The following is a 22,720-nucleotide window of genomic DNA, read 5'->3' on the forward strand; positions in this document are numbered from 1 at the left end:
ACGACGAGGGCGCGGCCCCCCCGCAGGTTGCCGCGCCGTCGTGCGCGTTGTCAGCCGCCGAGAAGGACCACCGTCAGGCGGCGTCCTCCTCCAGGAGCTTCGTCGTCTTGGACTGGTCCAGCGGGATGCCGGGGCCCATCGTCGTCGTCAGCGTCGCCTTCGTGATGTAGCGGCCCTTCGAGGACGACGGCTTGAGGCGCAGGACCTCCTCGATCGCGGCCGCGTAGTTCTCCACCAGCGCCTTCTCGTCGAACGAGACCTTGCCGATGATGAAGTGCAGGTTCGAGTGCTTGTCGACACGGAACTCGATCTTGCCGCCCTTGATGTCGGACACGGCCTTCGTCACGTCCATCGTCACGGTGCCGGTCTTCGGGTTCGGCATCAGACCGCGGGGACCGAGCACCTTGCCCAGGCGCCCGACCTTGCCCATGAGGTCCGGCGTCGCCACCGCGGCGTCGAAGTCGGTGTACCCGCCGGCCACCTTCTCGATGAGGTCGTCGCCGCCGACCTCGTCGGCACCGGCCGCACGGGCCTCCTCGGCCTTCGCCGCGTTCGCGAAGACGATGACGCGGGCCGTCTTACCCGTGCCGTTCGGGAGGTTCACCGTGCCACGGACCATCTGGTCCGCCTTGCGCGGGTCCACACCCAGGCGGAAGACGACCTCCACGGTCGCGTCGTACTTGACCGTCGACGTCTCCTTCGCGAGACGGACGGCCTCGAGCGGAGCGTAGAGACGCTCGCGGTCGATCTTCTCCTCGGCGTTGCGGTACGCCTTGCTGCGCGTTGCCATTCTGCTTCTCCTTCTGCAGTCGTGGTCGACGGGTCCGCGCGGACCCTGCCACTGCCGCCCGCGGACGCGGACGGACGATCTGAGGTGTCGAGCGACGCTCAGCCCGCTGTTCCTTCGCTCGGGCCGAGCGCCGCTCACGCTCCGGCAGGACTCGCTGGCGCTCGTCCTCCCTCCGCGTTCGCTCTGCTCAGCCCACTGTCTCGTGGTCGGGCCGAGCGCCGCTCACGCTCCGGCAGGACTCGCTGGCGCTCGTCCTCCCTCCGCGCTCGCTCTGCTCAGCCCTCGACGGTGATGCCCATCGAGCGGGCCGTGCCCGCGATGATCTTCGACGCGGCGTCGATGTCGTTCGCGTTGAGGTCCTCGAGCTTGCTCTGGGCGATCTCGCGCACCTGGTCCGCGGTGATCTTCGCGACCTTGACGGTGTGCGGCGTGGCCGAGCCCTTCTGGACGCCCGCGGCCTTCTTGATGAGCTCCGCGGCCGGCGGCGTCTTCGTGACGAAGGTGAAGGAACGGTCCTCGTAGACCGTGATCTCCACCGGGATCACGTTGCCGCGCTGCGACTCGGTCGCCGCGTTGTACGCCTTGCAGAACTCCATGATGTTCACGCCGTGCTGACCGAGCGCGGGGCCGATCGGCGGGGCGGGCGTCGCCGCACCGGCCTGGATCTGGAGCTTGATGAGGCCGGAGACCTTCTTCTTGGGAGGCATGACTCTTCCCTGGCTTTCTTCTCGTGGGCCGACGCCGTGGGCGATGACCCGGTTGCAGTACTGCGCTCACGCGGCACAGGCGTGCCGCGCCAGGTTGCGGACCTGGGTGTCAGATCTTGGCGACCTGGTTGAACGACAGCTCGACCGGGGTCTCCCGGCCGAAGATGGAGACGAGGACCTTGAGCTTCTGGTTCTCGACGTTGATCTCGGAGATCGTCGCGGGCAGCGTGTCGAACGGGCCGTCGGTGACGGTGACGGACTCGCCGACCGTGAAGTCGACCTCGATCGGGGCCTTGGCCTGCGCGGGGGCGGGCTTGCCGGGCTCCGGGGCGGGGGCCAGCATCGGCGCGAGCATCGAGAAGACCTCGTCGAGCGTCAGCGGCACCGGCTGGTGGGTGTGACCGACGAACCCGGTGACACCGGGCGTGTGGCGCACCGCGCCCCACGACTCGTCGGTGAGGTCCATGCGCACGAGGACGTAGCCGGGGATGCGCACGCGTCGCACGATCTTCTTCTGCGCGTTCTTGATCTCGGCCACCTCCTCCATGGGGACCTCGATCTGGAAGATGTAGTCCTCCATGTTCAGGCTCTGGATGCGGTTCTCCAGGTTGGCCTTCACACGGTTCTCGTAGCCCGCGTAGGAGTGGATGACGTACCAGTCGCCGAGCTGCGAGCGCAGGGTCCGCTTGAACTCGGCGACCGGGTCCTCGATGACGTCGCCGTCCTCGTCGGTGGGACGCTCGTCCTCGGCCTCGACGTCCGCGTCCTGCGCGTCGTCGTCCGCCGTCGCGGACTCGTCGGCGGCCGCGGGCGCGTCCGTGCTCTCGTCGACCTCGTCCTGGGCACCCTCGGGCTGCGTCGGGTCGACGTTCTCCGTCTGGTCCAGCGACTCCTGGGACACGAACGAACCTGCTTTCTGCTGACCGGCTTCGATGACTTCTGGAAGGACTGCGGCTGGAAGCGCCGACGGCGCCCCGAGGGGCGCCGGGTGCCGGTGTGGCGACACCGGGGGTGCGTCCTGGCGGGCTAGTCCCCGAAGACCCACAGGACGGCCTTGCCGATCCCGAGGTCGAGCACCGTCACGAAGGCCATGACGACCAGCACGAACACCAGGACGACCGTCGTGTAGGTGATCAGCTCGGAGCGCGTCGGCGTGACCACCTTGCGCAGCTCGGCGATCACCTGGCGCACGAAGAGGGCGATGCGGGCGAAGATGTTGGGCTTCTTCTCCCCGGCAGGACGCGCCTTCCTCACCTCGTCGGCGCGTGCGCCGTCCGCACCCACGGCCTCTGAAGGCGATTCGCTCACTGATCTACCCCATCGCTGACGTGCGGGACGAGCCCTGGACCTGCTGGAACCTCTCGATGCAATCCGTTAGTCGGACCACGCACGACCCCCATGGGGGAGGTGCTGTGCAGGGTAGACAGGACTCGAACCTGCAACCTGCGGTTTTGGAGACCGCTGCGCTACCAATTGCGCCACTACCCTTCGCGATCGACGCCCGTCCTCTCCCCTCCGTACCGCCCGTCGAGGCGCGGTTCAGCAGGGTGGGCGTCCACCACCGAGGGACCACTGTACGCGACCGCGGCCGTGCGGTCGAACCACGTCCGCCACGGACGGCGAGCGTGTCCACCGGTCGGTGGACACGAGGTCCGGACGATCGGGCGTCGCGCGCGAGGGCGCCGTCGGACGACGCTGGTCGGCATGGACACCACACGAGAGGGGACGGCCGCGGCCCGCGGGACGGCGGCCGCGCCGGCCCGGCACGGCAGCCCGGCCGCCAGCGCCGCCGCCAGCACCGCCGCCAGCACCGCCGGAAGCACGGGCGGGCGGGCGGCGGGGCCCGCGATCGAGGTGCGCGGGCTGCGCAAGCGGTACGGCGCCAAGCAGGCCGTGGCCGGGGTCGACCTGCGGGTCGAGCGCGGCGAGATCGTCGCCCTGCTCGGGCCGAACGGCGCCGGGAAGACGACGACCGTCGAGATCCTGGAGGGCTTCCGCTCGCGCGACGCGGGCGACGTCAGCGTCCTCGGCGCGGACCCGCAGACGGCGGGGCGCGCGTGGCGGGACAGGATCGGCGTCGTGCTGCAGGACTCGCGGGACCTCACGGAGTTCACGGTCGCGGAGATCGTCGCGCACTTCGCCGGCTTCTACGCGGCGCCGCGCGACCCGGAGCAGGTGATCGACGCCGTCGGGCTGCGGGAGAAGGCCCGCACGCGCACGCGCCAGCTCTCGGGCGGGCAGCGGCGGCGGCTCGACGTCGCGCTCGGGATCGTCGGGCGGCCCGAGCTCGTGTTCCTCGACGAGCCGACCACGGGGTTCGACCCGCAGGCGCGGCGCGCGTTCTGGGACCTGGTGCGCGCCCTGCGCGACGACGGCACGACGATCCTCCTCACGACGCACTACCTCGACGAGGCGGCGCAGCTCGCGGACCGCGTGGCGGTGCTGCGCGACGGCGTGGTGGTCGCCCTCGACGCCCCGGACCGGCTGGGCGGCCCGGACGCCCGGCGCCCCGTGGTGCGCTGGACCCAGGACGGCGTGCGTCGGTCGCGGAGCACCGCCCGGCCGACCGCTCTCGTCGCCGAGCTGGCGGCGGCCTCCCCCGACGGCGAGGTGCCCGACCTGGAGGTCGCGCGGCCCAGCCTCGAGGACGTCTACCTCGACCTCATCGGCGCCGCGGGCGCCGGCACGACCGACCAGGAGGCCCGACCGTGAGCACCACGACCGCACCGACCCGACCGTCGCCGCCCCCCGGGGCGCGCCGCTCCCCCGCGCTGCCGGGCGTCGCGCGCCTGGGGCTGGCCCGCACCGGGGCGGAGCTGCGCGGGTTCTTCCGCGAGCGCGACGCCGTGATCTTCGTGTTCACGTACCCGGTGATCATGCTCGCGATCTTCGCGACGGTCTTCGACGGCCAGGAGCAGGCCACGGCCGACTACGGCGTGCCGTTCGCGCAGTACTTCCTGCCGGGCATGCTCGCGACGGGCATCATGCTCACGGGCTTCCAGTCGCTCGCGATCTCCATCGCGGTGGAGCGTGACGACGGCACGCTCAAGCGCCTGCGCGCCACTCCCCTGCCCCCGGTGGCGTACTTCCTGGGCAAGATCGGCCTGGTCCTGACGACGGCCGTGGTGCAGACGGTGCTGCTGCTCGCGCTGGCCGCCGTCGCGTTCGACGTGCCCATGCCCTGGGACATGCCCGACGGCGCCGCGCGGGTCGCGACGTTCGCGTGGGTCTTCGTCCTGGGCTGCGCGGCGGGCGCCGTGTGCGGCGTCGGGTTCTCCTCGCTCCCGCGCTCCGGGAAGTCGGTCACGGCGGTCGTCACGCCCGTCGTGCTGGTGCTGCAGTTCATCTCGGGCGTGTTCTTCGCGTTCTTCGCGCTGCCGTCGTGGATGCAGACGGTCGCGTCCCTGTTCCCGCTGAAGTGGATGGCGCAGGGGATGCGGTCGGTGTTCCTCCCCGCGGAGGCCGTGGTCCTCGAGCCGTCGGGGTCGTGGCAGCACCCGGCGACGGCTGCTGTACTGGTCGCATGGCTGGTGGTGGGTCTCGTCGTCGGGGTGCGCACGTTCCGGTGGCGGCGCCGTGACGACGGCTGACGGGGCACGCGCGGTCGGCGCGCCGGCGGACCCGGGGGCGCCGCCGCGCGCCACCGACGAGCTCGACGGCACGTGGGCGCGGGACGTGCGCTGGTGGGACGTCGCGTTCTACGTCATCGTCACGCTCAGCGCCCTGGCCCTCGTCGTGTCCGAGGTGCGCGGACCGGCCCTCGCCGTGGCGATGACGGCGACGGCGGTCCTGCTGGTCGCCTACACCACGTTCGGCAGGCGGGCCGCCCGCACGCGCGACCAGGTCCCGGCCCACCTGTACCTGCTCGTCGCGGTCGCGGCGACCGTCGTCGTCGCCGCGCAGGACACCCTCGGCACGCTCCTGCTGTTCGCGGTCTTCACCCAGATCTGGATGCTGTCGGAGCACCTGTGGGCGCAGGTCGTGCTGTGCGTCGTGCTGGCCGGCGGGACGGCCCTGGCGCTCGCGTGGGACCCGGCGACCGGGAGGGTCGAGCCGTCGGCGCTCGCGAGCACCGCACCGCAGATGGGCGTCGCGCTGGCGTTCTCCCTGGGGCTCGGGCTGTGGACGGCGCACACGATGCGGCAGGCGGAGCGGCACGCGCGGCTCGTCGACGCGCTGCGCGCCACCCAGGCGGAGCTCGCGCGCTCGCACCACGAGGCGGGCGTGGCGGCGGAGCGCGACCGCGTCGCGCAGGAGATCCACGACACGCTCGCGCAGGGCTTCACGAGCGTCGTCATGCTCGCGCAGGCGGCCCGCGCGGACCTGGACCGCGGCGCGGCCGACGCCGCCCGCGAGCGGCTCGGGCTCGTCGAGGCGACGGCGCGCGACAACCTCGCCGAGGCGCGGGCGCTCGTCGCGGCGTCGGGTCCGGCCCCGTTGATGGGCGGCGGCACGCTCGGGGAGGTCCTCGCGCGGCTCGCCGGCCGGTTCGAGGCGGAGACGGGCGTCGTCGTCTCCGCGCGGCTGACCGACGTCGCGGGGCTGTCCAGCGCGGACGAGGTGGTGCTGCTGCGCTCGGCGCAGGAGGCCCTGGCGAACGTCCGGCGGCACGCGGCCGCGCACGCCGTCCGGATCGTGCTCGCGCAGGACGGCGTGCGCACCCGCCTCGAGGTGCACGACGACGGTCGCGGCCTGCCCGGCGACGTCACCGAGGGCTACGGCCTGCGGGGGATGCGCGAGCGGGTCGCCGTCGGCGGCGGCACGGTCCGGCTCGGTCCCGGGAGCGGCGGCGGCACGTCTGTCGTGGTCGAGCTCCCGCGGGTCGGCGACCCGGGCGGTGCACGGTGAACGCCTCGGTGCGCGTGCTCGTCGTCGACGACCACCCCGTGGTGCGCTCCGGGCTCGTCGGGCTGCTCGCCGCCGAGCCGGACCTCGACGTCGTGGGCGAGGCCGAGGACGGGGCGCGGGCCGTCGCCCTCGCGGCCGAGCTCGCGCCCGACGTCGTCCTCATGGACCTGCGCATGCCCGTCCTCGACGGCGTCGGCGCGACCGCGCAGATCCTCGGGTCCGCCCGCGGTGCGGTCACCGCGCCGGACCGGCCGCGCGTCGTCGTGCTCACGACGTACGAGACCGACGCCGACATCCTGCGCGCGGTCGAGGCCGGCGCGACGGGCTACCTGCTCAAGGACACGCCGCGCGACGAGCTGGTCGCGGGGGTGCGCGCCGCAGCCCGTGGGCAGACGGTGCTCGCGCCGAGCGTCGCGACCCGCCTCGTGACGTCGGTGCGCGGCGAACGGCTGACCGACCGCGAGGTCGAGGTGCTGCGGCTGGTCGCGCGCGGGCTGTCCAACGCGGCGGTCGGCCGGGAGCTGTTCATCGCGGAGACCACGGTCAAGACGCACCTGCTGCGCGTGTTCGGCAAGCTCGGGGTGGACGACCGGACGGCCGCGGTGACCGTCGCGATGGAGCGGGGCTACCTCGTCGGCCGGTGAGTCGGCCGGTGAGCCGGCCGGTGAGCCTCCCGGTGAGGCGCGTGGCAGACTCCGCGTGTGCGAGACCTGGCGACGCTCCCCAAGGCCCACCTGCACCTGCACTTCACGGGCTCGATGCGGGTCGAGACCCTGCGCGACCTGGCCGAGCACTACGGCGTCCGCCTGCCGCACGCCCTGATCGACGGCGACCCGCTGCGCCTGCCCCCCACCGAGCGGGGGTGGTTCCGCTTCCAGCGCCTGTACGACGCCGCGCGCGCGTGCGTGCGCTCCGAGGCGGACATGCGCCGCATCGTCCTGGAGGCCGCGCAGGACGACGCCGCCGAGGGCTCCGGGCGATTGGAGATCCAGGTGGACCCGACGTCGTACGCCCCGTTCGTCGGCGGGATCACGCCCGCGGTGGAGATCGTGCTCGACGCCGCGCGGTCCGCGAGCGCCGAGACGGGCACCGAGGTCGCGGTCGTCGTCGCGGCGTCGCGCATGCGCCACCCGCTCGACGCGCGCACCCTCGCGCGGCTCGCGGCCCGCTACGCGGGCGAGGGGCCGGGCGACGTCGTGGGGTTCGGGCTGAGCAACGACGAGCGGCGCGGCGACACGGCGGAGTTCGCCCGCGCGTTCGCGATCGCGCGGCGCGCGGGCCTCGCGTCGGTGCCGCACGGCGGGGAGCTCCTCGGGCCGGCCCACGTGCACGAGGTGGTGCGCGAGCTCGCGCCCGACCGGCTGGGGCACGGCGTGCGCTCGGCGGAGGACCGGCACGTCCTCGACGACCTGGTGGGGCGCGGGGTGGCGCTCGAGGTGTGCCCGGCGTCGAACGTCTCCCTCGGCGTGTACGACGACGCGCGGCAGGTCCCGCTCGGCGCGCTCGTCGACGCGGGGGCGCGGGTGGCGCTCGGCGCGGACGACCCGCTGCTGTTCGGGTCCCGGCTCGTCGCGCAGTACGAGACGGCGCGCACCGAGCACGGGTTCTCCGACGCCGAGCTCGCCGCGCTCGCCCGGTCGTCGATCCGGGCCAGCCGCGCGTCGTCGCTCACGCGGCGGCGGCTGCTGGCAGGCGTGGACGCCTGGCTCGCGGAGGGCTGACACGCGCTCTCATGTGCATCTCATCCGGGTCTCGGATACTGGGTCCATGAGCCGTCGGACCGCCGCGTGGATCGTGGGCGTCCTCGTCGTGCTCCTCGCCGGGACCGTCACCGCGAGCGCGCTCACGAGCCGGCCCGACGACGTGGAGATCGGTGGGGCGGTCGTCGTGACGCCGGTCCCCACGCCGGACCCCTCCACGACGAGCGAGCCGACGGACCCGACGCCCACCACGTCGCCGGAGCCCACGGAGTCCGTCGCGCCGGTCGTGCCGCCGCCGCCCGCGAGCGACGACGACGACGACGACGACGATGATGATGACGACAGCGATGACGACGACGACAGCGATGACGGTGGCGACGACGACGACGGGGACGACTGATGGCCCGTCGCCCGACGGGTCAGGGCCGGGTCGTGCTCACCGTGCGCGCCCGCATGCTCGCCGCGTTCCTCGCCCTCAGCGCGTTCGCGCTCGTCCTCGCCGGCGGCGCGGCCTACCTGCTGCAGCGCGAGCAGGTCGACGCACGGATCGACGAGAGCCTGCGGCAGGCGGCGGGCGAGGTGAGCACCCTCAGCGCGTCCGGGACCAACCCGGTGACCGGTGAGCCGTTCTCGTCGACCGAGGACGTCGTGGTGGCCGCCATGCAGCTCATGGTCCCCGCCCGCAACGAGGGCGTCGTGGGGCTGCGCGACGCGCGTGCGCCGCTCGTCACCCAGCAGAGCGTGCAGGTCCATCTCGAGGACGACCCGGCGCTCCTGGAGGCCCTCGCCGCCGACGTCGCCGGCACCCGGACGGTCCTGCGGTCCGTGACGACACCGGTCGCCGACTACCGCGCGGTCGTCGTGCCGGTCCTCGCCGACCCGACGTCCGCGGACGCCTCGGCGACCGGGCAGACGCCCCCGCCCTCCCCCGGCGCCCCCGTCACCCCGGACACGGGGACCGCGCTCGTCCTCGCCTACGACCGCGGGGCGGAGCAGGCGGAGTTCACGCGGGTGTTCGGCACCTACGCGCTCGTCGCGCTCGTCGCGCTCCTGCTCACGGGCGTCGTCGGCTGGGTGGTCGCCGGGCGGCTCCTGCGCCCGATCCGCGTCCTCGCCCGCACCGCGCAGGACATCGGCGAGAGCGACCTGTCCGCGCGCATCCCCGTCACGGGGAACGACGACCTGTCCCACCTGTCGCGCACGGTCAACGGGATGCTCGACCGGCTCGAGGGCGCGTTCGAGTCGCAGCGGCGCCTGCTCGACGACGTCGGGCACGAGCTGCGCACCCCTCTCACGGTGGTCCGGGGCCACCTCGAGCTCATGGACCCGCAGGACCCGCAGGACGCGCGCGAGACCCGCGACCTCACGCTCGACGAGCTCGACCGGATGAACCGCCTCGTCGACGACCTCGTCACCCTCGCGACGATCGGCCGCCCCGACTTCGTGCGCCCCGCCGACGCGGACGTCGGCCGCCTCACCGACGACGTGCACGACAAGATCCGCACGCTCGGGGACCGGCGCTGGCTCGTCGACGCCCGCGCCGACGTCGTCGCACCGGTCGACTCCCAGCGGCTCACCCAGGCCCTCCTGCAGCTCGCCGCGAACGCGGTGAAGTTCTCCGCCGACGGCACGGTCGTCGCGATCGGGTCCGCGGTGTCCGACGACGGCACGCGCCTGCGCCTGTGGGTGCGCGACGAGGGGGTCGGGATCGCCCCGGACCAGGCGGACCGCATCTTCGAGCGCTTCGCCCAGGCCCCGGCGCCCGCGGGCCGCGAGCGCCCCGAGGGCGCCGGCCTGGGCCTGGCCATCGTCAGCGCGATCGCCGAGGGTCACGGCGGGCACGCGTCCGTCGCGTCCACGCCGGGCGTGGGCTCGACGTTCACCCTCGACCTGCCGGTCGAGTCCGCGGCCGTGCCGACCGGCACGACGTGGACCGGGCCAGGGAGCACGGGGAGGGCCGCGCCCGGCCCGACCGCGCCCACCGTGCCGACGGTCCCGACCGCACCCACGCCCACCCTGCCCGCGCCGGGCGACGACGACGCGGGGGCGGCCGTGCCCCGCACCGACGGAAGGACCCACCCGTGAGCCAGATCCTCGTCGCCGAGGACGAGACCCGCATCGCGTCGTTCGTCGCCAAGGGCCTGCGGTCCGCGGGGTACGCCAGCACCACCGTCGCGACCGGGCGCGAGGCGTTCGACCTCGCCAGCACGGGCGACTTCGCCCTCCTCGTGCTCGACATCGGGCTGCCCGACCAGGACGGGTTCACCGTGCTGCGGCGCCTGCGGGAGACCGGCAACGCGATCCCCGTCATCATCCTCACGGCGCGCACGTCGGTCCACGACACCGTCGCCGGGCTGGAGGGCGGCGCGGACGACTACATGGCGAAGCCGTTCCGGTTCGAGGAGCTCCTGGCACGCATCCGGCTGCGCCTGCGCGCCGAGCCGGCGGGCGAGGTCACGGTGCTCACCCACGGGAGCCTCAGCCTCGACCTCCGGACGCGCCGCGCCCGGACCGGCGACCGCGAGGTGGACCTCTCCGCGCGGGAGTTCGCCCTCGCCGAGGCGTTCCTGCGCAACCCCGGGCAGGTGCTCAGCCGCGAGCAGCTCCTGTCGCGGGTGTGGGGCTACGACTTCGACCCCGGCTCGAACGTGGTCGACGTGTACGTGCGCTACCTGCGCAACAAGCTCGGCGCGGAGCACGTCGTCACGGTGCGGGGCATGGGGTACCGCCTCGCCGACACGTCACGCGGCTGACGCACCCCTCGAGCGGCTGACGAGCCCCCCTCGACACGACGACGCCCGCCCCGGGCGGGGGACGGGCGTCGTCGCGCGGGAGGCCCCGCGGCACGGGGGCTCAGGCGGCCGACTGCGGCGTCGGCGGCGTGACCGGGCTGGCCGGGCTGGCCGGGCTGGCCGGGGTCTGCGCCGAGGGCGCCGTCTGAGCGGTCGGCGCCGAGGCCGGCGACTGCGCCGTCGGTGCCGAGGCCGGGGTCTGGGCCGTCTGCGCGGAGGCCGGGGTCTGGGCCGACGCCGGCGTCGGGGCGGAGGCCGCGGTCTGCGCCGTCTGCGCCGACACCGCGGTCTGCGCCGTCTGCGCCGACACCGCGCTCTGCACCGTCTGGGCGGTCTGCGCCGACACCGTGGTCTGCGCCGTCACCGTCGTCACGGACGACCCGTTCTGCACGGCGCTGGGGCTCGGCGACCCGCTCGGGGACGACGAGGGGGTGGTGACCTCCGCGGCGGGCGAGACGACGGCGTCGTCGGGTGCGTCGAACGCGCCCTGCGCGGTGGCGACGGTGGCGCCGAGGGCGACGGCGCCGAGCGCCCCGGTGACGATCCATGCGCTGCGAGCCTTCATGGTCCTGCTCCTTCGTGTCGGTGCGCGGTCCTGGTGTCCGCGTCTGGACCGAGTCTTTCGGGGGTGGGTGAGACGGCGAGGAGCCGCCGATGAGAGACCTCTCAGGGAACGCGGTGGCCGGCGCGCACGGCGTCGGCGACGAGTCCCTCGGCGATCGCCAGCCACGTGCGCGCCAGCGCGGCGTCCACCGCGCCGGACGCCAGCGACAGGACCACCCCTGCTGTCCGGGCGCGCAGGACCGCGGGGTCGACGGCGCGGTCGAACTCCGCGAGGCACCGCTCGACGAGGCCTTCCGACCCGGCGTAGTCGCCCGGCGAGAGGCTGGGGAGCACGGCGAGGTGGGCCACCACGCACGCGAGGTCGTCGACCCGGTGGCCCGGCCCCAGCGTGTCGAGGTCGAGGAGCACGCCCACGCGATCGCCCGCGGCGTCGGCGAGGAGCACGTTGGCGGCGTGGAAGTCCCCGTGCGTCGCGACGACGGGCCCGAGCGCGTGCTCGTCGACGGCCGCGACGGCCTGCGCGACGGCGTCGGCGCGCGCGGCGTCGAGCCCGTGCACCTCGACCGCCGTCCGCGCGTAGCGGTGGACGCGCGCCGCCCAGGCCGCGCGCCGGGTGAGCGCCGTGGCGGCGGGGGGCAGCTCGTCGAGGGCGCGGAGCAGCGCGCGCGGGTCGAACGCCGTGGCGCGCGAGGCCACCGGCGTCGCGGCGAGGTGCTGGGCGAGCGACCGGCCGTGCGCCTCCTCGAGGACGACGACGCCGTCCGCGCTCCAGGTGAGGCACCGTGGTCCGCGCACCGCACCCGGCGGCCGGTCCCCTCCCCCGAGCAGGACGTGGCGGCGCACGACGGACCGGACACGGTCGGGACGGACCACCTTGACGTACACGACGCCGCGCGTCGTGCGGGCACGCAGCACCGCGCGGCGCAGGGGACGGTAGGCCACGACCTCGACGGAGACGACGTCGACCGGGTGCCCGGACGCCCGCAGCCGACGCGTGAGGGCGTCGGCGTCGCAGGCCTCGGCCAGCCCGGGCAGGAGCGGGTCGGCGGGGTGCCGCCACACGTGCAGGACCCGGTCCTCGTCGGCGAGCCGCACGACACCGGCGCCGAGCGACCCGGCGGGCAGGTCGGCGGTGGTCGCGAGGAGGTACTCGACCGCCTCGACGGACCGGGGCGCACCCTCGGCGAGCGGCGCCGCGTCGCGGTGGGCGACGACGTCGAACCCCACGGTGACCTCCGCGCCCGGTCGCGCGTGGACCTGGTCGACGCGCCACGTGCCGAGCCGGGCGCCGTCGGCCCCGAGCGCGGCCGCGAGGACGTCCGCGGCTGCCGGCCCGGTGAGGAGCTCGAGCCAGCGCGTGTGGTCGGGGTCCGTGGCCGGGGCGGACCCCTGGCCCGGCCGGGTGGCGGTCGTGGGGCTCATGCCCCCAGCAGAGCGCGGCGACGTGGGGGTGGTGTGAGACCCGGATGAGAGACCTCTCATCCGCCGCGGTCGCCCCCCTCTTGACGCCGGGCCGGGAGGGCCCGATGATGAACATTGTGTCAATACATATTGCCCTGGTCGGCCTGCTCGTCGTCGCGCCCGTCGCGGTGCTCGTCTGGCTCGTCGCCGCCGTCACGGTCCGCCCCCCGGCCGACCAGGCCCCGCCCGGCGTCACGGACCCCGCCGCGGCCCGCCGCGCCCGCCGGCACGCCGGCACCGGCGCCGCCCTCGCCCTCGTCGCCGCGGCCGGAGCCCTCCTGCTCGCCGCGCACACCGCCGCGAGCACCCTCTCCGGTCTCGGGGCCGGCGTCGCCGTCGGGCTCCTGCCCGCCACCGCGGGCCTCACCTTCCTCGCCGCCCTCGCCCTCACCGAGGTCACGTGGCCCTCACCCGCCGGGGCGCGCCGGTCCGCGAGCCTCGTGCCCCGCTCCGTGCACGACGTCGCGCCGGCCCGCCTGCGCCGCTGGACGTGGACCACGGGCGCGGTCGCCGCCCTCGCGTGCCTCCTCGGTGGGCTCACCGCGCGACCGGACGGCCGCTCCGTCGGCTACGTCGACGACCTCGTCTCCGGCGCCAGCAGCCCCTACCCGGGCTGGTTCTACGGCCTGCCCCTGCTCGGCGCGTGCCTGCTCGTGCTCCTCGGCGCCGAGGCGTGCCTGCGCCTCGTCGTCCGTCGCCCCGCGGTCGCCGGGGTCGACGCGCGCTGGGACCTCGACCTGCGCCGCCTGTCCGCCCACCGGCTGCTCCGCGGCGCGCAGCTCACCGTCGGGCTCACCGCCGCGGGCATGCTCCTCGTCGGGGGCACCGCCGCGCACCGCCTCGCCGCCGGTGCCGCCGCGAACGGCGCGAGCGCCGGAGCCGCCGGTCCGGCGGGCGTCGTCGCCCTCACGCTCGGCGTCGCGCTGCTCCTCGCCGTGGTGGCCGTCGCGCTCGTCCCCGGCCCGGCCCCCCGCCTGCCCGACCGCGCCGGCGACGCGCAGCACAGCCCCGGCGCGGTCCCGGCGACGAGGAGCGCGGATGCCCGCTGACCTGCGCGTCGAGATCGACCTCGACGCCCCCGACCCGCCCTACGCGCAGATCCGCGCCCAGGTCGTCGCGCACGTCGCGGCCGGTCACCTCTCCCCCGGTGACCGGCTGCCGCCCATCCGTGCGCTCGCGAGCGACCTCGGGCTCGCCGCCGGGACGGTCGCGCGGGCCTACCGCGAGCTGGAGGCGGCGGGGGTGGTGGTGACCCGCCGGCGCGCCGGGACGGTCGTCGCCGACGGCGTCACACCCTCCGACGTGGACGCCCGGCGCGCGGCCCGCGACCTCGTCGCGACGGCCCGGCACTCCGGGCTCGACGACGCGACCGTCCTCGACCTCGTCCGCACGGCCCTCGCGCAGGACCCCGACCCGACGTCCTGACGCCCCTGACGGCCCTCCCCGCCCAGCCGACCTGACCGCCCGGACCACCCGGACCGCCCTGACCGCTCCGTCCCCGCAGGACTCCACGGTGCGCGCGCCGCGCGCGTCCTGGACCACGAGCGCGCCGGGTGTCACGAGAGCGTCACGATCGTGGCGCCGTCGGGACGCCGGGGTGGCGCCACGCCGCGCGCGGCGGATGATGGACCTCCGCCCGGTGCGTCACGAGAGGCCCGCGCGGCGCAGGAGGACGGGGGACCGACGTGGAGCAGGACGCAGCAGACAGGACGGTGCACCTCGGGCGCCCGGGGGCCTCCCGGGAGCGCCGACGCCGCAGGACCCGCCGGACCGGGACCGCGCTCGTGCTCGCCGCGACGCTCGTCGTGCTGTCGGGCTGCCAGGCGGGCTGGCCCGACATGGAACCGGGCCGGGCGCCGTCGGCCGACGCCGCGTCGTCGGGCACCGCGACGCCCGACGCCGGCGGGACGGCCGGGACGAGCGCCCCGTCCACGACCGACGCGCCGACGCCCACCGAGACGACGACCACCGAGACGACGACCGAGCCCACGCCGTCCGAGACACCCGACCCCGCGCCGTCGGACACGCCCGACCCGGCACCCAGCCCCACGGCCGAGGAGTCCACCCCGCCGCCCACGACCGAGCCGACCCCGCCCGCGGAGCCCGCGACGCTCCAGCGCGGCGCCACGGGCGACCGTGTGCGCGTGCTGCAGGAGCGGCTCGCCGAGCTCGGCTACTTCATCCCGCCGCCCGACGGCGCGTTCGGGCCGGGCACCCAGCAGGCGGTGTGGGCGCTGCAGAAGGCGGCGGGGATCTCCCGCGACGGCGTCGTGGGGCCCGCGACGCAGGCCGCGCTCGACGAGGGCGTGCGGCCCGCGGCCCGGAGCGGGGCGGGCAAGGTCGTCGAGATCGACCTCAACCGGCAGCTCCTCCTCGCGGTCGAGGACGGGCGCGTCGTCACGGTCGTCAACGCGTCGACGGGCAACGGCGAGACGTTCGAGGCGAAGGGGCGCACGTACCGGGCGGGCACCCCGCGGGGCACGTTCGCCGTGGGGCGACAGGTGGACGCGAACTACGAGTCGAGCCTCGAGCTGGGCAGCATGTGGCGACCGAAGTTCTTCACGGGCGGCATCGCGGTCCACGGGTCGCCGTCGATCCCGCCGTGGCCGGCGTCGCACGGGTGCGTGCGCGTGGCGAACGGGGCGATGAACTGGATCTGGGACTCCTGGGGCGCCCCGCCGGGCACGACGGTCCTCGTCTACTGACCGCTGAGTGCGGGGTCTTCGTCCCTGCCGGGTCCGGGGGACGACAGATCCCCCGCACTCAGCGTCAGAGGGAGACGCCCACGAGGACCGGCTCGGGGACGAGCTCGACGCCGAAGGTGTCGCGCACGCCGTCGCGCACCGCGCGCGCGAGCTCCACGACGTCCGCCGCGCTCGCCCCGCCGCGGTTGGTCAGGGCGAGCGTGTGCCGCGTCGAGAGCGTCGCCGTGCTCGCGGGACCGTGCACGCCGAACCCCTTCGTGAAGCCCGCGTGCTCGATCAGCCACGCGGCCGACGTCTTGACGAGCGTCGGGTCGATCTCGCCGAGGCTCGGGCCGGTGGTGCTGCTCGGCGTCGCCGAGCGCACGGGGTAGCGGGGCGCGTCCGCGGGCAGCGTGCCCGCCTGGTCGGCCGGGACGACGGGGTTGGTGAAGAACGACCCGGCGCTCCACCGGTCGTGGTCCGGCGCGGCCGGGTCGTCGAGCAGCATCCCCTTGCCGCCGCGCAGCGCGAGGACGGCGTCGCGCACGTCCGCCGACGGCGCACGCTCACCCACCTGCACGCCGAGCCGGCGGGCGAGCTCGGGGTAGGCGACCGGCGCGGAGAGCGACCCGAGACGCACCTGGAACCCGACCTCGAGCACGACGAACCGCGGCGACGGGTACCACGGCCCGTCGTCGTCGGTGCGCTCGTGCATCGTCCGCTTGAGCACGGACGTGCGGTAGCCGAACCCGAGCTCGCCGACCGCGAGCGTCCGCACGCGCCCGCGCGCCCGGTCCCACGTGCGCACCGTCGAGACCGCGCCCGCGACCTCCTGCCCGTACGCGCCGATGTTCTGCACGGGCGCGGCGCCGACCGTGCCGGGGATGCCCGACAGCGCCTCGACACCGACCCACTCCTCGGCCACCGCGCGCGCCACGAGCGCGTCCCAGTCCTGGCCCGCCGGGGCGGTGAAGCTCGCGCCGCCGCACGAGTCCTGCGCGTCCACGACGACGCCCTGGCGCAGGTCGCGCACGACGACGCCCCCGAACCCCTCGTCGGAGACGAGCAGGTTCGACCCGCCGCCGAGGACGAGCAGCGGCTCCCCCGCGGCGTCGGCGGCGCGCACGGTCTCGACGAGCTCCGCCTCGTCGTGCACCTCGACGTACCGGTCGGCGGACCCGCCGACGCGCAGCGTCGTCAGCTCGGCGAGCGCCGGGGCGCCGGGCGCGTCGGGCCGGACGCCGGGTCGGGTCGCGGCCACGGTCGCGGGGTCGACGACGGGGGCACCGGTGGGTTCGCAGGTCACCCGGACAGCCTAGTTCCGGCCGTCGGGCGCGGCGTCCTCCCGCCGCGACCCGGCCGCCGTCGCGAGCGGGCGCGCCGCGCCCGCGACGAGCAGCCCCACGACGATCGGGACGGCGATGACGAGCAGCGCCTGCCGGTACCCCACCTCGTGGGCGAGGAAGCCGATGAGGGGCGGGCCCATGAAGAACGCGGAGTAGCCGATGGTCGCGACGACGCTGACCCGCACGGCGGCGCGCCGCGGGTCGTCGGAGGCGGCGCTCATCCCGACGGGGAACCCGAGCGCGGCGCCCAGGCCCCACAGCACGACCCCGCCGAGGGCGAGCCACAGGCTCGGCGCGAGGCCGAAGACGAGGAGCCCGACGAGCGCGAGCCCGGCCGCGAGCCGCAGCACCGTGACGCGGCCGTACCGGTCGAGCAGACCCGTCCCGAGGAGCCGCATCCCGGTCATGGCCGTGAGGAAGACGGCCAGGCCCACGGCACCCATCGCGTCGCTCGTGCCGAACCCGTCGACGACGGCGAGGCTCACCCAGTCGTTCGCCGCACCCTCGGTGAGGGCCGCGGCGAGCACGACGAGACCGATGAGGAGCGTGCGCGGCTCGGTCCACGCCGAGAGCGCGGACCGCGCGCCGGTCGACCGGTCGTCCGGTCGTGCCCCCTGCACGGTCGGAGCGGGCATCGTCGGGGCGGGCACGGCCGTGGCGGGGTCGGCGCCGTCGGCCTGCATCCCTCCGGCACCGGGGTCGACGGCGTCGTGGTCGACCTTCCCCGCGGGGAGGAAGAAGCGCACGGACCACAGGACCGCGACGAGGCTGACGACCACGGCGACGGCGAGGTGCCACTGCACCGGGACGCCGGTCGCCGCGGCGACGGCGCCGAGCCCCGCGCCCGCCATCGTCCCGAAGGAGAAGCCCGCGTGGAACCGCGGCATGATCGCGCGGCCGAGGCGCTGCTCGACGGCCGCGCCCTCGAGGTTCATCGCGGCGTCCCAGACGCCGGTGCCGACACCCGTGACGAACAGCCCCGCACGGACCAGCCAGTCCGCCCCCTCGGCGACGGCGACGGCCGTGGTCACCAGGCCGAGGGTGTTGATCGTGGCGAACACCACGACGGCCCGGCTCGCGCCGAGCCGCTGCACGACGAGCCCGGAGAGCGGCAGCGCGAGGAGCGACCCGACGGCCATGACGAGGAGCAGCAGACCCATCTGCGCCTCGGCGAAGCCGAGCTGGTCGCGCACCGCGGGCAGGCGGGACGCCCACGTCGCGAAGTTGAAGCCGTTGAGGAAGAAGACCGCGAAGACGGCCCAGGCGGCGACCGCGGCGGACCGCACGGCGCGCTCGGCGGTCATGCCCGGGTCTCCTCGTGGCGGCGCGTGCGCGCGGGGCGTCGGGGACCGCGGGACCGGCCCGGTGCCCGACGGCGCACGGCAAGGCTGTGGGGCTCGCCGTGCGGCTCGGTGTGCGGCTCGGCGTGCGTCCCGGGGTGGCCCGGCACCGGGTCGGTCGCGCCGGGTGCTCCGGGCGCTCCGGGTGCGTCGGGTTGACCGTGCCCCGTGGTCCCGCTGTGCCCGTCGTGCGCCGTCGTGTCGTCCACGGCCTCATCCTCCCCCGCGCGGGCCGCGACCGCGGCGGGCGTGCGCAGCGGCGCCACCTGCCCGGCGAGCAGGACGCTGAGGACCATGGCCGCGACGATGAGGACGAGCGCGTGCCGCGCGCCCATCGCCTCGGCGGCGAGGCCGAGGAGCGGTGGCGCGGCGAGCGCCGCCATCGACGAGAACGCCGAGACCACCGAGACCCGGCCGGCGGCGCGCAGCGGCTCGTCGGAGGCGGCCGCGATCCCGACGGGCACCGCGAGCGCCGCGCCGAGGCCCCAGAGCACGACGCCGACGCCGGCGAGCGCGAGCGTGGGGGCGAACCCGAAGAGGACGAGCCCCGCGATCGACGTGATCCCGGACGCGCGCAGGACGGTGACGCGGCCGAACCGGTCGATGAGGCGGGTGCCGGCGAGGCGCATGACGGTCATCGCGCCGACGAACGTGCCGAAGACGACGGCGCCCACGGCCTCGGTCTGCGCGAACCCGTCGACGACGGCGAGCGCGAGCCAGTCGTTGGCGGACCCCTCGGAGAGCGCTGCGGAGAGGATGACGAGCCCGATGAGCAGGGTGCGGGGCTCGCGCCAGGCGCCGAGCGCCGCGCCCGGGCGGGTGCCGCGTCGGGCACCGGGTCCGGCAGCGGGCTGGGTGCCGCGCCGGGCGAGGCGTGCGCGCAGGCCGGCGGTCTCGACGTCGACGACGGCGTCGCCGAGCGCCTCGACGGGGGCGGGGGCGTGCGTGTGCCGGTCGGCCCGGGGACGCCGCTCGACGGCGGTGTCGTGCACGGTCGCGGGGATGGCGGCGAGGCGCCAGACGAGCGCGACGGCGCCGGTGGCGGTGAACTGCACGAGGACGGGCACCTCGCCGTGGGCGCACGCGGCGCCGAGGAGCGACCCGACGACCGCACCGACGGAGAACGCGGCGTGGAACTGCGGCAGGACCGTGCGGCCCATCCGGCGCTCGATCCCGGCGCTCTCGACGTTCATGGGCACGTTCCCGAGGGAGAAGGCCATGCCGTTGAGGAAGATGCCTGCGGCGAGCAGCGCGACGGACCCCGTGGCGGGGCCGAGGCCGAGGAGGAGGAAGGCGACGCCGAACAGCACGGCGGAGACGGCGAACGCGAGGCGTCCGCCGAAGCGGGTGACGAAGGGCCCGGCGGCGGTGACCGTGGCGAGCGCGCCGACCGCGCCGGCGAGCAGGACGACTCCGAGGTCGGCGGGGCTGAGGGCGAGGGCGTCGCGCACGGAGGGGATGCGCGCGAGCCAGCTCGACATCATCACGCCGTTGAGGGCGAAGATGCCGAGGAGCGCCCCGCGGGCGCGGGTGAGCGACGGTGTCGGCGACGCGGCTCCTCGAATCGATTCGAGCCGAACGGCCACCGCGCGCTTCGAATCGTTTCGAGGCATGGTCACCAGTGTGCGGGTACGCTGGCCGCGCGTCAATCGACATCCCGCCCCGGACCTGGCCGGACGGGAAGGCAGGAGCGTGATGAGCGGAACCCGCGGCACCACCGGCGAGCACGCCGGCGACGGCGACCCCGGCACCGGGGCCGCGCCACGGCACCGCCCCACCCTCGCCACCGTCGCCGAGCGGGCAGGCGTCTCCGTCTCGACGGCGTCCCTCGCCTTCTCCGGCGCGGGCCCCATCACGCCCGAGACCCGCACACGCGTGCTCGACGCCGCCCGCGAGCTCGGGTACACCGGCCCCAACCCCCTTGGCCGCCAGCTCCGCTCCGGCCGGTCCGGTGTCGTCGGGGTGGTCGTCGGCGACCAGCTCCGCCGCGCGTTCCGCGACCCCGTCGCCGTCAAGGTGCTCGACGGCCTCGTGTCGACGCTCGGCGAGAACGGGCTCGGCGTGCTCCTCATCCCCGGCATCCCCTCCGACGACCCGGCGCGCGCCGTCGACCCGCTCGTCGAGAGCGCCGCCATGGACGTCGCCGTCCTCGTGTGGGGCGTCGGCTCCGACGACCCCACGCTCGCCGCCCTGCGCCGCCGCGGCGTGCCCGTCGTGATCGGCGAGGGCCGCGCCGTCGAGGGCGCGCCGCTCGTCGCGATCGCCGACCGCGCCGGCACGGCCGACGTCGTGCGCCACCTCGTGGGCCTCGGCCACGAGCGCATCGCCGAGATCTCGCTCCCCCTCGACTCCTCCGACCGGAGCGGACCGCTCGACGCCGCGCGGCTCGCCCAGGTGGACCGCACGCCCACGGCGAACCGCCTGGCGGGGGTGCGGGACGTCGTCGACCCGGTCGCGAGCTGGGAGACCGAGGCGTCGCTCGTCGAGCACGGCCGGTCCGCCGCGGTCGCGCTCCTCGCCCGGCCCGGGTCCTCGGGGACGGCACCCGAGGCCGCGGGGGCCACCACCCGCCCGACGGCGATCATCGCCCACTCCGACCTGCTCGCCGCCGGGGCGCTGCTCGGGGTCCGCGAGCTCGGGCTGCGCGTGCCGGAGGACGTCTCCGTCGCCGGGTTCGACGGGCTCGACCTGCCCTGGCTCGCGCCCGACGTGCTGACGAGCGTCGACCAGCCGCTCGCCCTCAAGGGCGCCGAGCTGGGGCGTGCGGTCATCCGGCTGCTGGCCGGCGAGGAGCCCCGCACGGTCACGCTCGACGTCACCCTGGCGGTCGGGACGACCACCGGCCCCGCTCCGGCCGCCTGAGCGTCGAGGTCAGCGCAGGCCGCCCACCTGGAGGGGGTTCGCCCCCGCCGCGGCCATGAGGTACCACGCCGTCGCGCCGACGTGCCGGACCTGGAAGTAGCCGAACCCGAAGCCGCTGTCGATCAGGCTCGACGCCGCGACGACGCCCGACCGCTCCGGCAGCGGCACGCCGCCCACGGTCTGGTCCGCGCCCACCGCGTCCTGCGCGCCCCGCACCTCCCGCAGGAGCCGCGCCGCCCGCTCGGCGTCGCGCGGGCCCCCGTGCCCACGACCTCCCCGGCCGGCGCGGGCTCCCTTGCCGTTCCGGTCGTCCAGCGCCGCGGCGAGCTGGGCCGTCCCCTCCAGCCACACCCCCTGCGGGTGCACCGGCAGGCCGTTGTACGTCGCCGTCGACGTCAGGCTCGCGCTGGAGAACGTCACGCCCTCGACCGTCACGCCCGCCGGGAGCTGCGAGGCGCCCTCGCCGGCGACGTCGCGGGCCGCGAGCGCCTGCGCCGCCCAGTCGAGCGCCCGCGCGTACCGGCGCTCGCGCAGCGCGAGCCACCCCCACGTCTGCGGGTCGAGCGGCAGCGGGTCGCGGTTGATCTCCGTCCCGTCGTTCGTCCCGGTGTAGAGGAACCCGCCGTCCGGCTCCCACATCCGGTCGACGAACGCGCGCGCGTGCTCGCTCGCGCGCGACCAGCGCCGGTCCCACGTGGTCGCGTCGAGCCCGCGGAAGAAGGCGACGCAGTCGACGTTGTGCTCGGTCGACCCGTTCGGCACGGGCGCGTTCGCCCCGTCGACGCCGAACGAGAACCCGCCGAGAGGCCGGGTCGACCAGGTGTTCGCGCGGATCCACTCGCCGAGGCGGACCGCACCGCGCAGGTACCGGCGCTCGCGCGTCGCCGCGTACAGGTGCAGCAGCGCGATCCCGGGCCACGCCATGTCCCCGACCGCGGTCCCGAGGAACCCGAACTGCCACCCGATGTTCGCCGTCCCGTCCGGCAGCACCAGGCCGTGGTCCTGCGGCGTCCCGTCGTAGAACACGTACGGGCCGACGTTGTACGCCTGCCGCAGCCGGCCGTCGTCGTGCACGGGGTCGTGCTCGAGCGCGAACACCAGGCCGTCGCCGAGGGCCCGCGCCCGGTGCAGGTGCTCGCGGCCCGCGGTGAGCGACGCGCAGATCGCGAGCGCCGTGTCGTAGACGAACGCCGTGGAGAACAGGCCGAGCTGGTCGGCGTAGGACTGCGCGAGGCGCGGACCGGGGTTCTGGGCGGGGTAGGCGTCGGTCATGGCGTCGAGGAACGCGTGGGCGCGGCGCACCGCGTCGCGACCGGATCCGCCCCCGGGCGTGCCGCGGCCGCCCGTCGCGAGCCCGGTCGGCGTCGGTCCGGTGGTCGCAGGGGCGGCGTGCGCGGGCGCGGCCAGGAGCGCGGTGAGCGTCCCGACGCCGACCCCGCTCAGCGCGAGGAATCGGCGCCGGTCGAGCGCGGGGTCCGGGTGCGCCGTCGTCCGGTGGCCGGGCGACGGGCCGTCGAGGTGCGGGGTCGGGGCGGGGTTCTGGCTCATGAGCGTCTCCTTCGACGTCGGGCGACCGTTCCCCAGCGTAGTGGGAGCGCTCCCAGAGGGATAGCCCCGTCGCGTCGA

At 75.7% G+C, this 22,720-nt stretch carries 22 protein-coding genes and 1 tRNA gene; 12 read left to right on the forward strand and 11 right to left on the reverse strand.

Annotated features, from left to right (window positions below):
• Positions 1-73: 73 nt before the first annotated feature.
• From rplA to LGQ04_RS09550, 5 genes are all read right to left on the reverse strand, one after another.
• The gene (rplA, locus tag LGQ04_RS09530) at positions 74-790 is read right to left on the reverse strand and encodes a 50S ribosomal protein L1 (RefSeq protein WP_229243441.1); all 717 of its coding nucleotides are present in this window, start codon (positions 788-790) and stop codon (positions 74-76) included.
• Between the two features lie 275 nt (positions 791-1,065).
• A complete protein-coding gene (gene rplK, locus LGQ04_RS09535; RefSeq protein WP_229243442.1) occupies positions 1,066-1,497 on the reverse strand; it encodes a 50S ribosomal protein L11 in 432 nt (143 codons plus the stop codon).
• Positions 1,498-1,606: 109 nt separating this feature from the next.
• The gene (gene nusG / locus LGQ04_RS09540; protein ID WP_229243443.1) at positions 1,607-2,398 is read right to left on the reverse strand and encodes a transcription termination/antitermination protein NusG; all 792 of its coding nucleotides are present in this window, start codon (positions 2,396-2,398) and stop codon (positions 1,607-1,609) included.
• Between the two features lie 125 nt (positions 2,399-2,523).
• Complete coding sequence (gene secE, locus LGQ04_RS09545; RefSeq protein ID WP_372470032.1) at positions 2,524-2,805, reverse strand: preprotein translocase subunit SecE; 282 nt, start codon at positions 2,803-2,805, stop codon at positions 2,524-2,526.
• 107 nt (positions 2,806-2,912) lie between these two features.
• Positions 2,913-2,985: transfer RNA gene (locus LGQ04_RS09550), tRNA-Trp, on the reverse strand.
• A 216-nt stretch (positions 2,986-3,201) separates the two neighbouring features.
• Between LGQ04_RS09550 and LGQ04_RS09555 the strand changes: the two genes are divergently transcribed.
• The 8 genes from LGQ04_RS09555 to LGQ04_RS09590 are packed head-to-tail and all read left to right on the forward strand — an operon-like array spanning position 3,202 to position 10,798.
• Positions 3,202-4,209, forward strand: coding sequence for an ABC transporter ATP-binding protein (locus LGQ04_RS09555; protein ID WP_229243444.1), 1,008 nt, complete (start codon positions 3,202-3,204; stop codon positions 4,207-4,209).
• On the forward strand, positions 4,206-5,087 hold the full coding sequence (locus tag LGQ04_RS09560) for an ABC transporter permease (RefSeq protein ID WP_229243445.1): 882 nt from the start codon (positions 4,206-4,208) through the stop codon (positions 5,085-5,087). Before LGQ04_RS09555 ends, LGQ04_RS09560 begins: the two co-directional genes overlap by 4 nt.
• On the forward strand, positions 5,074-6,345 hold the full coding sequence (locus LGQ04_RS17725) for a sensor histidine kinase (RefSeq protein ID WP_229243446.1): 1,272 nt from the start codon (positions 5,074-5,076) through the stop codon (positions 6,343-6,345). Before LGQ04_RS09560 ends, LGQ04_RS17725 begins: the two co-directional genes overlap by 14 nt.
• Positions 6,342-6,989, forward strand: a complete 648-nt coding sequence (locus LGQ04_RS09570; RefSeq protein WP_229243447.1) for a response regulator — start codon at positions 6,342-6,344, stop codon at positions 6,987-6,989. Before LGQ04_RS17725 ends, LGQ04_RS09570 begins: the two co-directional genes overlap by 4 nt.
• 57 nt (positions 6,990-7,046) lie before the next feature.
• Complete coding sequence (locus tag LGQ04_RS09575; protein WP_229243448.1) at positions 7,047-8,066, forward strand: adenosine deaminase; 1,020 nt, start codon at positions 7,047-7,049, stop codon at positions 8,064-8,066.
• A 46-nt stretch (positions 8,067-8,112) separates the two neighbouring features.
• Positions 8,113-8,445, forward strand: a complete 333-nt coding sequence (locus LGQ04_RS09580) for a hypothetical protein (RefSeq protein ID WP_229243449.1) — start codon at positions 8,113-8,115, stop codon at positions 8,443-8,445.
• The gene (locus tag LGQ04_RS09585; RefSeq protein ID WP_229243450.1) at positions 8,445-10,130 is read left to right on the forward strand and encodes a sensor histidine kinase; all 1,686 of its coding nucleotides are present in this window, start codon (positions 8,445-8,447) and stop codon (positions 10,128-10,130) included. The genes LGQ04_RS09580 and LGQ04_RS09585 overlap by 1 nt, the downstream gene beginning before the upstream one ends.
• Entirely contained in the window at positions 10,127-10,798 is a 672-nt protein-coding gene (locus LGQ04_RS09590) for a response regulator transcription factor (RefSeq protein WP_229243451.1), read from the forward strand. The genes LGQ04_RS09585 and LGQ04_RS09590 overlap by 4 nt, the downstream gene beginning before the upstream one ends.
• Positions 10,799-10,898: 100 nt before the next feature.
• Here LGQ04_RS09590 and LGQ04_RS09595 read toward each other — a convergent pair whose 3' ends face one another.
• Complete coding sequence (locus tag LGQ04_RS09595; RefSeq protein ID WP_229243452.1) at positions 10,899-11,402, reverse strand: hypothetical protein; 504 nt, start codon at positions 11,400-11,402, stop codon at positions 10,899-10,901.
• A gap of 101 nt (positions 11,403-11,503) precedes the next feature.
• Complete coding sequence (locus tag LGQ04_RS09600) at positions 11,504-12,823, reverse strand: phosphotransferase (RefSeq protein ID WP_229243453.1); 1,320 nt, start codon at positions 12,821-12,823, stop codon at positions 11,504-11,506.
• A 104-nt stretch (positions 12,824-12,927) separates the two neighbouring features.
• Between LGQ04_RS09600 and LGQ04_RS09605 the strand changes: the two genes are divergently transcribed.
• The 3 genes from LGQ04_RS09605 (at position 12,928) to LGQ04_RS09615 (ending at position 15,567) form a co-directional block, all read left to right on the forward strand.
• Positions 12,928-13,911, forward strand: coding sequence for a hypothetical protein (locus tag LGQ04_RS09605; RefSeq protein ID WP_229243454.1), 984 nt, complete (start codon positions 12,928-12,930; stop codon positions 13,909-13,911).
• Positions 13,901-14,287 (forward strand): GntR family transcriptional regulator, encoded by a 387-nt coding sequence (locus LGQ04_RS09610; protein WP_229243455.1) that lies wholly within the window; start codon positions 13,901-13,903, stop codon positions 14,285-14,287. The genes LGQ04_RS09605 and LGQ04_RS09610 overlap by 11 nt, the downstream gene beginning before the upstream one ends.
• A 260-nt stretch (positions 14,288-14,547) precedes the next feature.
• The gene (locus LGQ04_RS09615; RefSeq protein WP_229243456.1) at positions 14,548-15,567 is read left to right on the forward strand and encodes a L,D-transpeptidase family protein; all 1,020 of its coding nucleotides are present in this window, start codon (positions 14,548-14,550) and stop codon (positions 15,565-15,567) included.
• Positions 15,568-15,631: 64 nt separating this feature from the next.
• On the opposite strand, the gene LGQ04_RS09620 is transcribed toward LGQ04_RS09615, so the two are convergent.
• The 3 genes from LGQ04_RS09620 to LGQ04_RS09630 are packed head-to-tail and all read right to left on the reverse strand — an operon-like array spanning position 15,632 to position 19,845.
• A complete protein-coding gene (locus tag LGQ04_RS09620) occupies positions 15,632-16,807 on the reverse strand; it encodes a UDP-N-acetylmuramate dehydrogenase (protein ID WP_229243538.1) in 1,176 nt (391 codons plus the stop codon).
• 54 nt (positions 16,808-16,861) lie between these two features.
• A complete protein-coding gene (locus LGQ04_RS09625; RefSeq protein ID WP_229243457.1) occupies positions 16,862-18,196 on the reverse strand; it encodes an MFS transporter in 1,335 nt (444 codons plus the stop codon).
• Entirely contained in the window at positions 18,193-19,845 is a 1,653-nt protein-coding gene (locus LGQ04_RS09630; RefSeq protein WP_229243458.1) for an MFS transporter, read from the reverse strand. The genes LGQ04_RS09625 and LGQ04_RS09630 overlap by 4 nt, the downstream gene beginning before the upstream one ends.
• A gap of 82 nt (positions 19,846-19,927) precedes the next feature.
• Here LGQ04_RS09630 and LGQ04_RS09635 point away from each other — a divergent pair, with 82 nt between their 5' ends.
• Positions 19,928-21,094: a LacI family DNA-binding transcriptional regulator gene (locus LGQ04_RS09635; protein WP_229243459.1), complete on the forward strand. Its 1,167-nt coding sequence runs from the start codon at positions 19,928-19,930 to the stop codon at positions 21,092-21,094.
• Between the two features lie 9 nt (positions 21,095-21,103).
• On the opposite strand, the gene LGQ04_RS09640 is transcribed toward LGQ04_RS09635, so the two are convergent.
• Positions 21,104-22,642 (reverse strand): Tat pathway signal sequence domain protein, encoded by a 1,539-nt coding sequence (locus LGQ04_RS09640; protein WP_229243460.1) that lies wholly within the window; start codon positions 22,640-22,642, stop codon positions 21,104-21,106.
• Between the last annotated feature and the right edge of the window lie 78 nt (positions 22,643-22,720).

It is taken from the genome of Cellulosimicrobium marinum, from assembly GCF_020551945.1.
Classification (GTDB): domain Bacteria; phylum Actinomycetota; class Actinomycetes; order Actinomycetales; family Cellulomonadaceae; genus Cellulosimicrobium; species Cellulosimicrobium marinum.

Excerpts from the sequence above, each read along its gene's own strand:
- rplA (WP_229243441.1), bottom strand. The coding sequence starts at position 790 with ATGGCAACGCGCAGCAAGGCGTACCGCAACGCCGAGGAGAAGATCGAC.
- rplK (WP_229243442.1), bottom strand. The coding sequence starts at position 1,497 with ATGCCTCCCAAGAAGAAGGTCTCCGGCCTCATCAAGCTCCAGATCCAG.
- LGQ04_RS09555 (WP_229243444.1), top strand. The coding sequence starts at position 3,202 with ATGGACACCACACGAGAGGGGACGGCCGCGGCCCGCGGGACGGCGGCC.
- LGQ04_RS09580 (WP_229243449.1), top strand. The coding sequence starts at position 8,113 with ATGAGCCGTCGGACCGCCGCGTGGATCGTGGGCGTCCTCGTCGTGCTC.
- LGQ04_RS09585 (WP_229243450.1), top strand. The coding sequence starts at position 8,445 with ATGGCCCGTCGCCCGACGGGTCAGGGCCGGGTCGTGCTCACCGTGCGC.
- LGQ04_RS09595 (WP_229243452.1), bottom strand. The coding sequence starts at position 11,402 with ATGAAGGCTCGCAGCGCATGGATCGTCACCGGGGCGCTCGGCGCCGTC.
- LGQ04_RS09600 (WP_229243453.1), bottom strand. The coding sequence starts at position 12,823 with ATGAGCCCCACGACCGCCACCCGGCCGGGCCAGGGGTCCGCCCCGGCC.
- LGQ04_RS09605 (WP_229243454.1), top strand. The coding sequence starts at position 12,928 with ATGATGAACATTGTGTCAATACATATTGCCCTGGTCGGCCTGCTCGTC.
- LGQ04_RS09610 (WP_229243455.1), top strand. The coding sequence starts at position 13,901 with ATGCCCGCTGACCTGCGCGTCGAGATCGACCTCGACGCCCCCGACCCG.
- LGQ04_RS09625 (WP_229243457.1), bottom strand. The coding sequence starts at position 18,196 with ATGACCGCCGAGCGCGCCGTGCGGTCCGCCGCGGTCGCCGCCTGGGCC.
- LGQ04_RS09630 (WP_229243458.1), bottom strand. The coding sequence starts at position 19,845 with ATGCCTCGAAACGATTCGAAGCGCGCGGTGGCCGTTCGGCTCGAATCG.
- LGQ04_RS09635 (WP_229243459.1), top strand. The coding sequence starts at position 19,928 with ATGAGCGGAACCCGCGGCACCACCGGCGAGCACGCCGGCGACGGCGAC.
- LGQ04_RS09640 (WP_229243460.1), bottom strand. The coding sequence starts at position 22,642 with ATGAGCCAGAACCCCGCCCCGACCCCGCACCTCGACGGCCCGTCGCCC.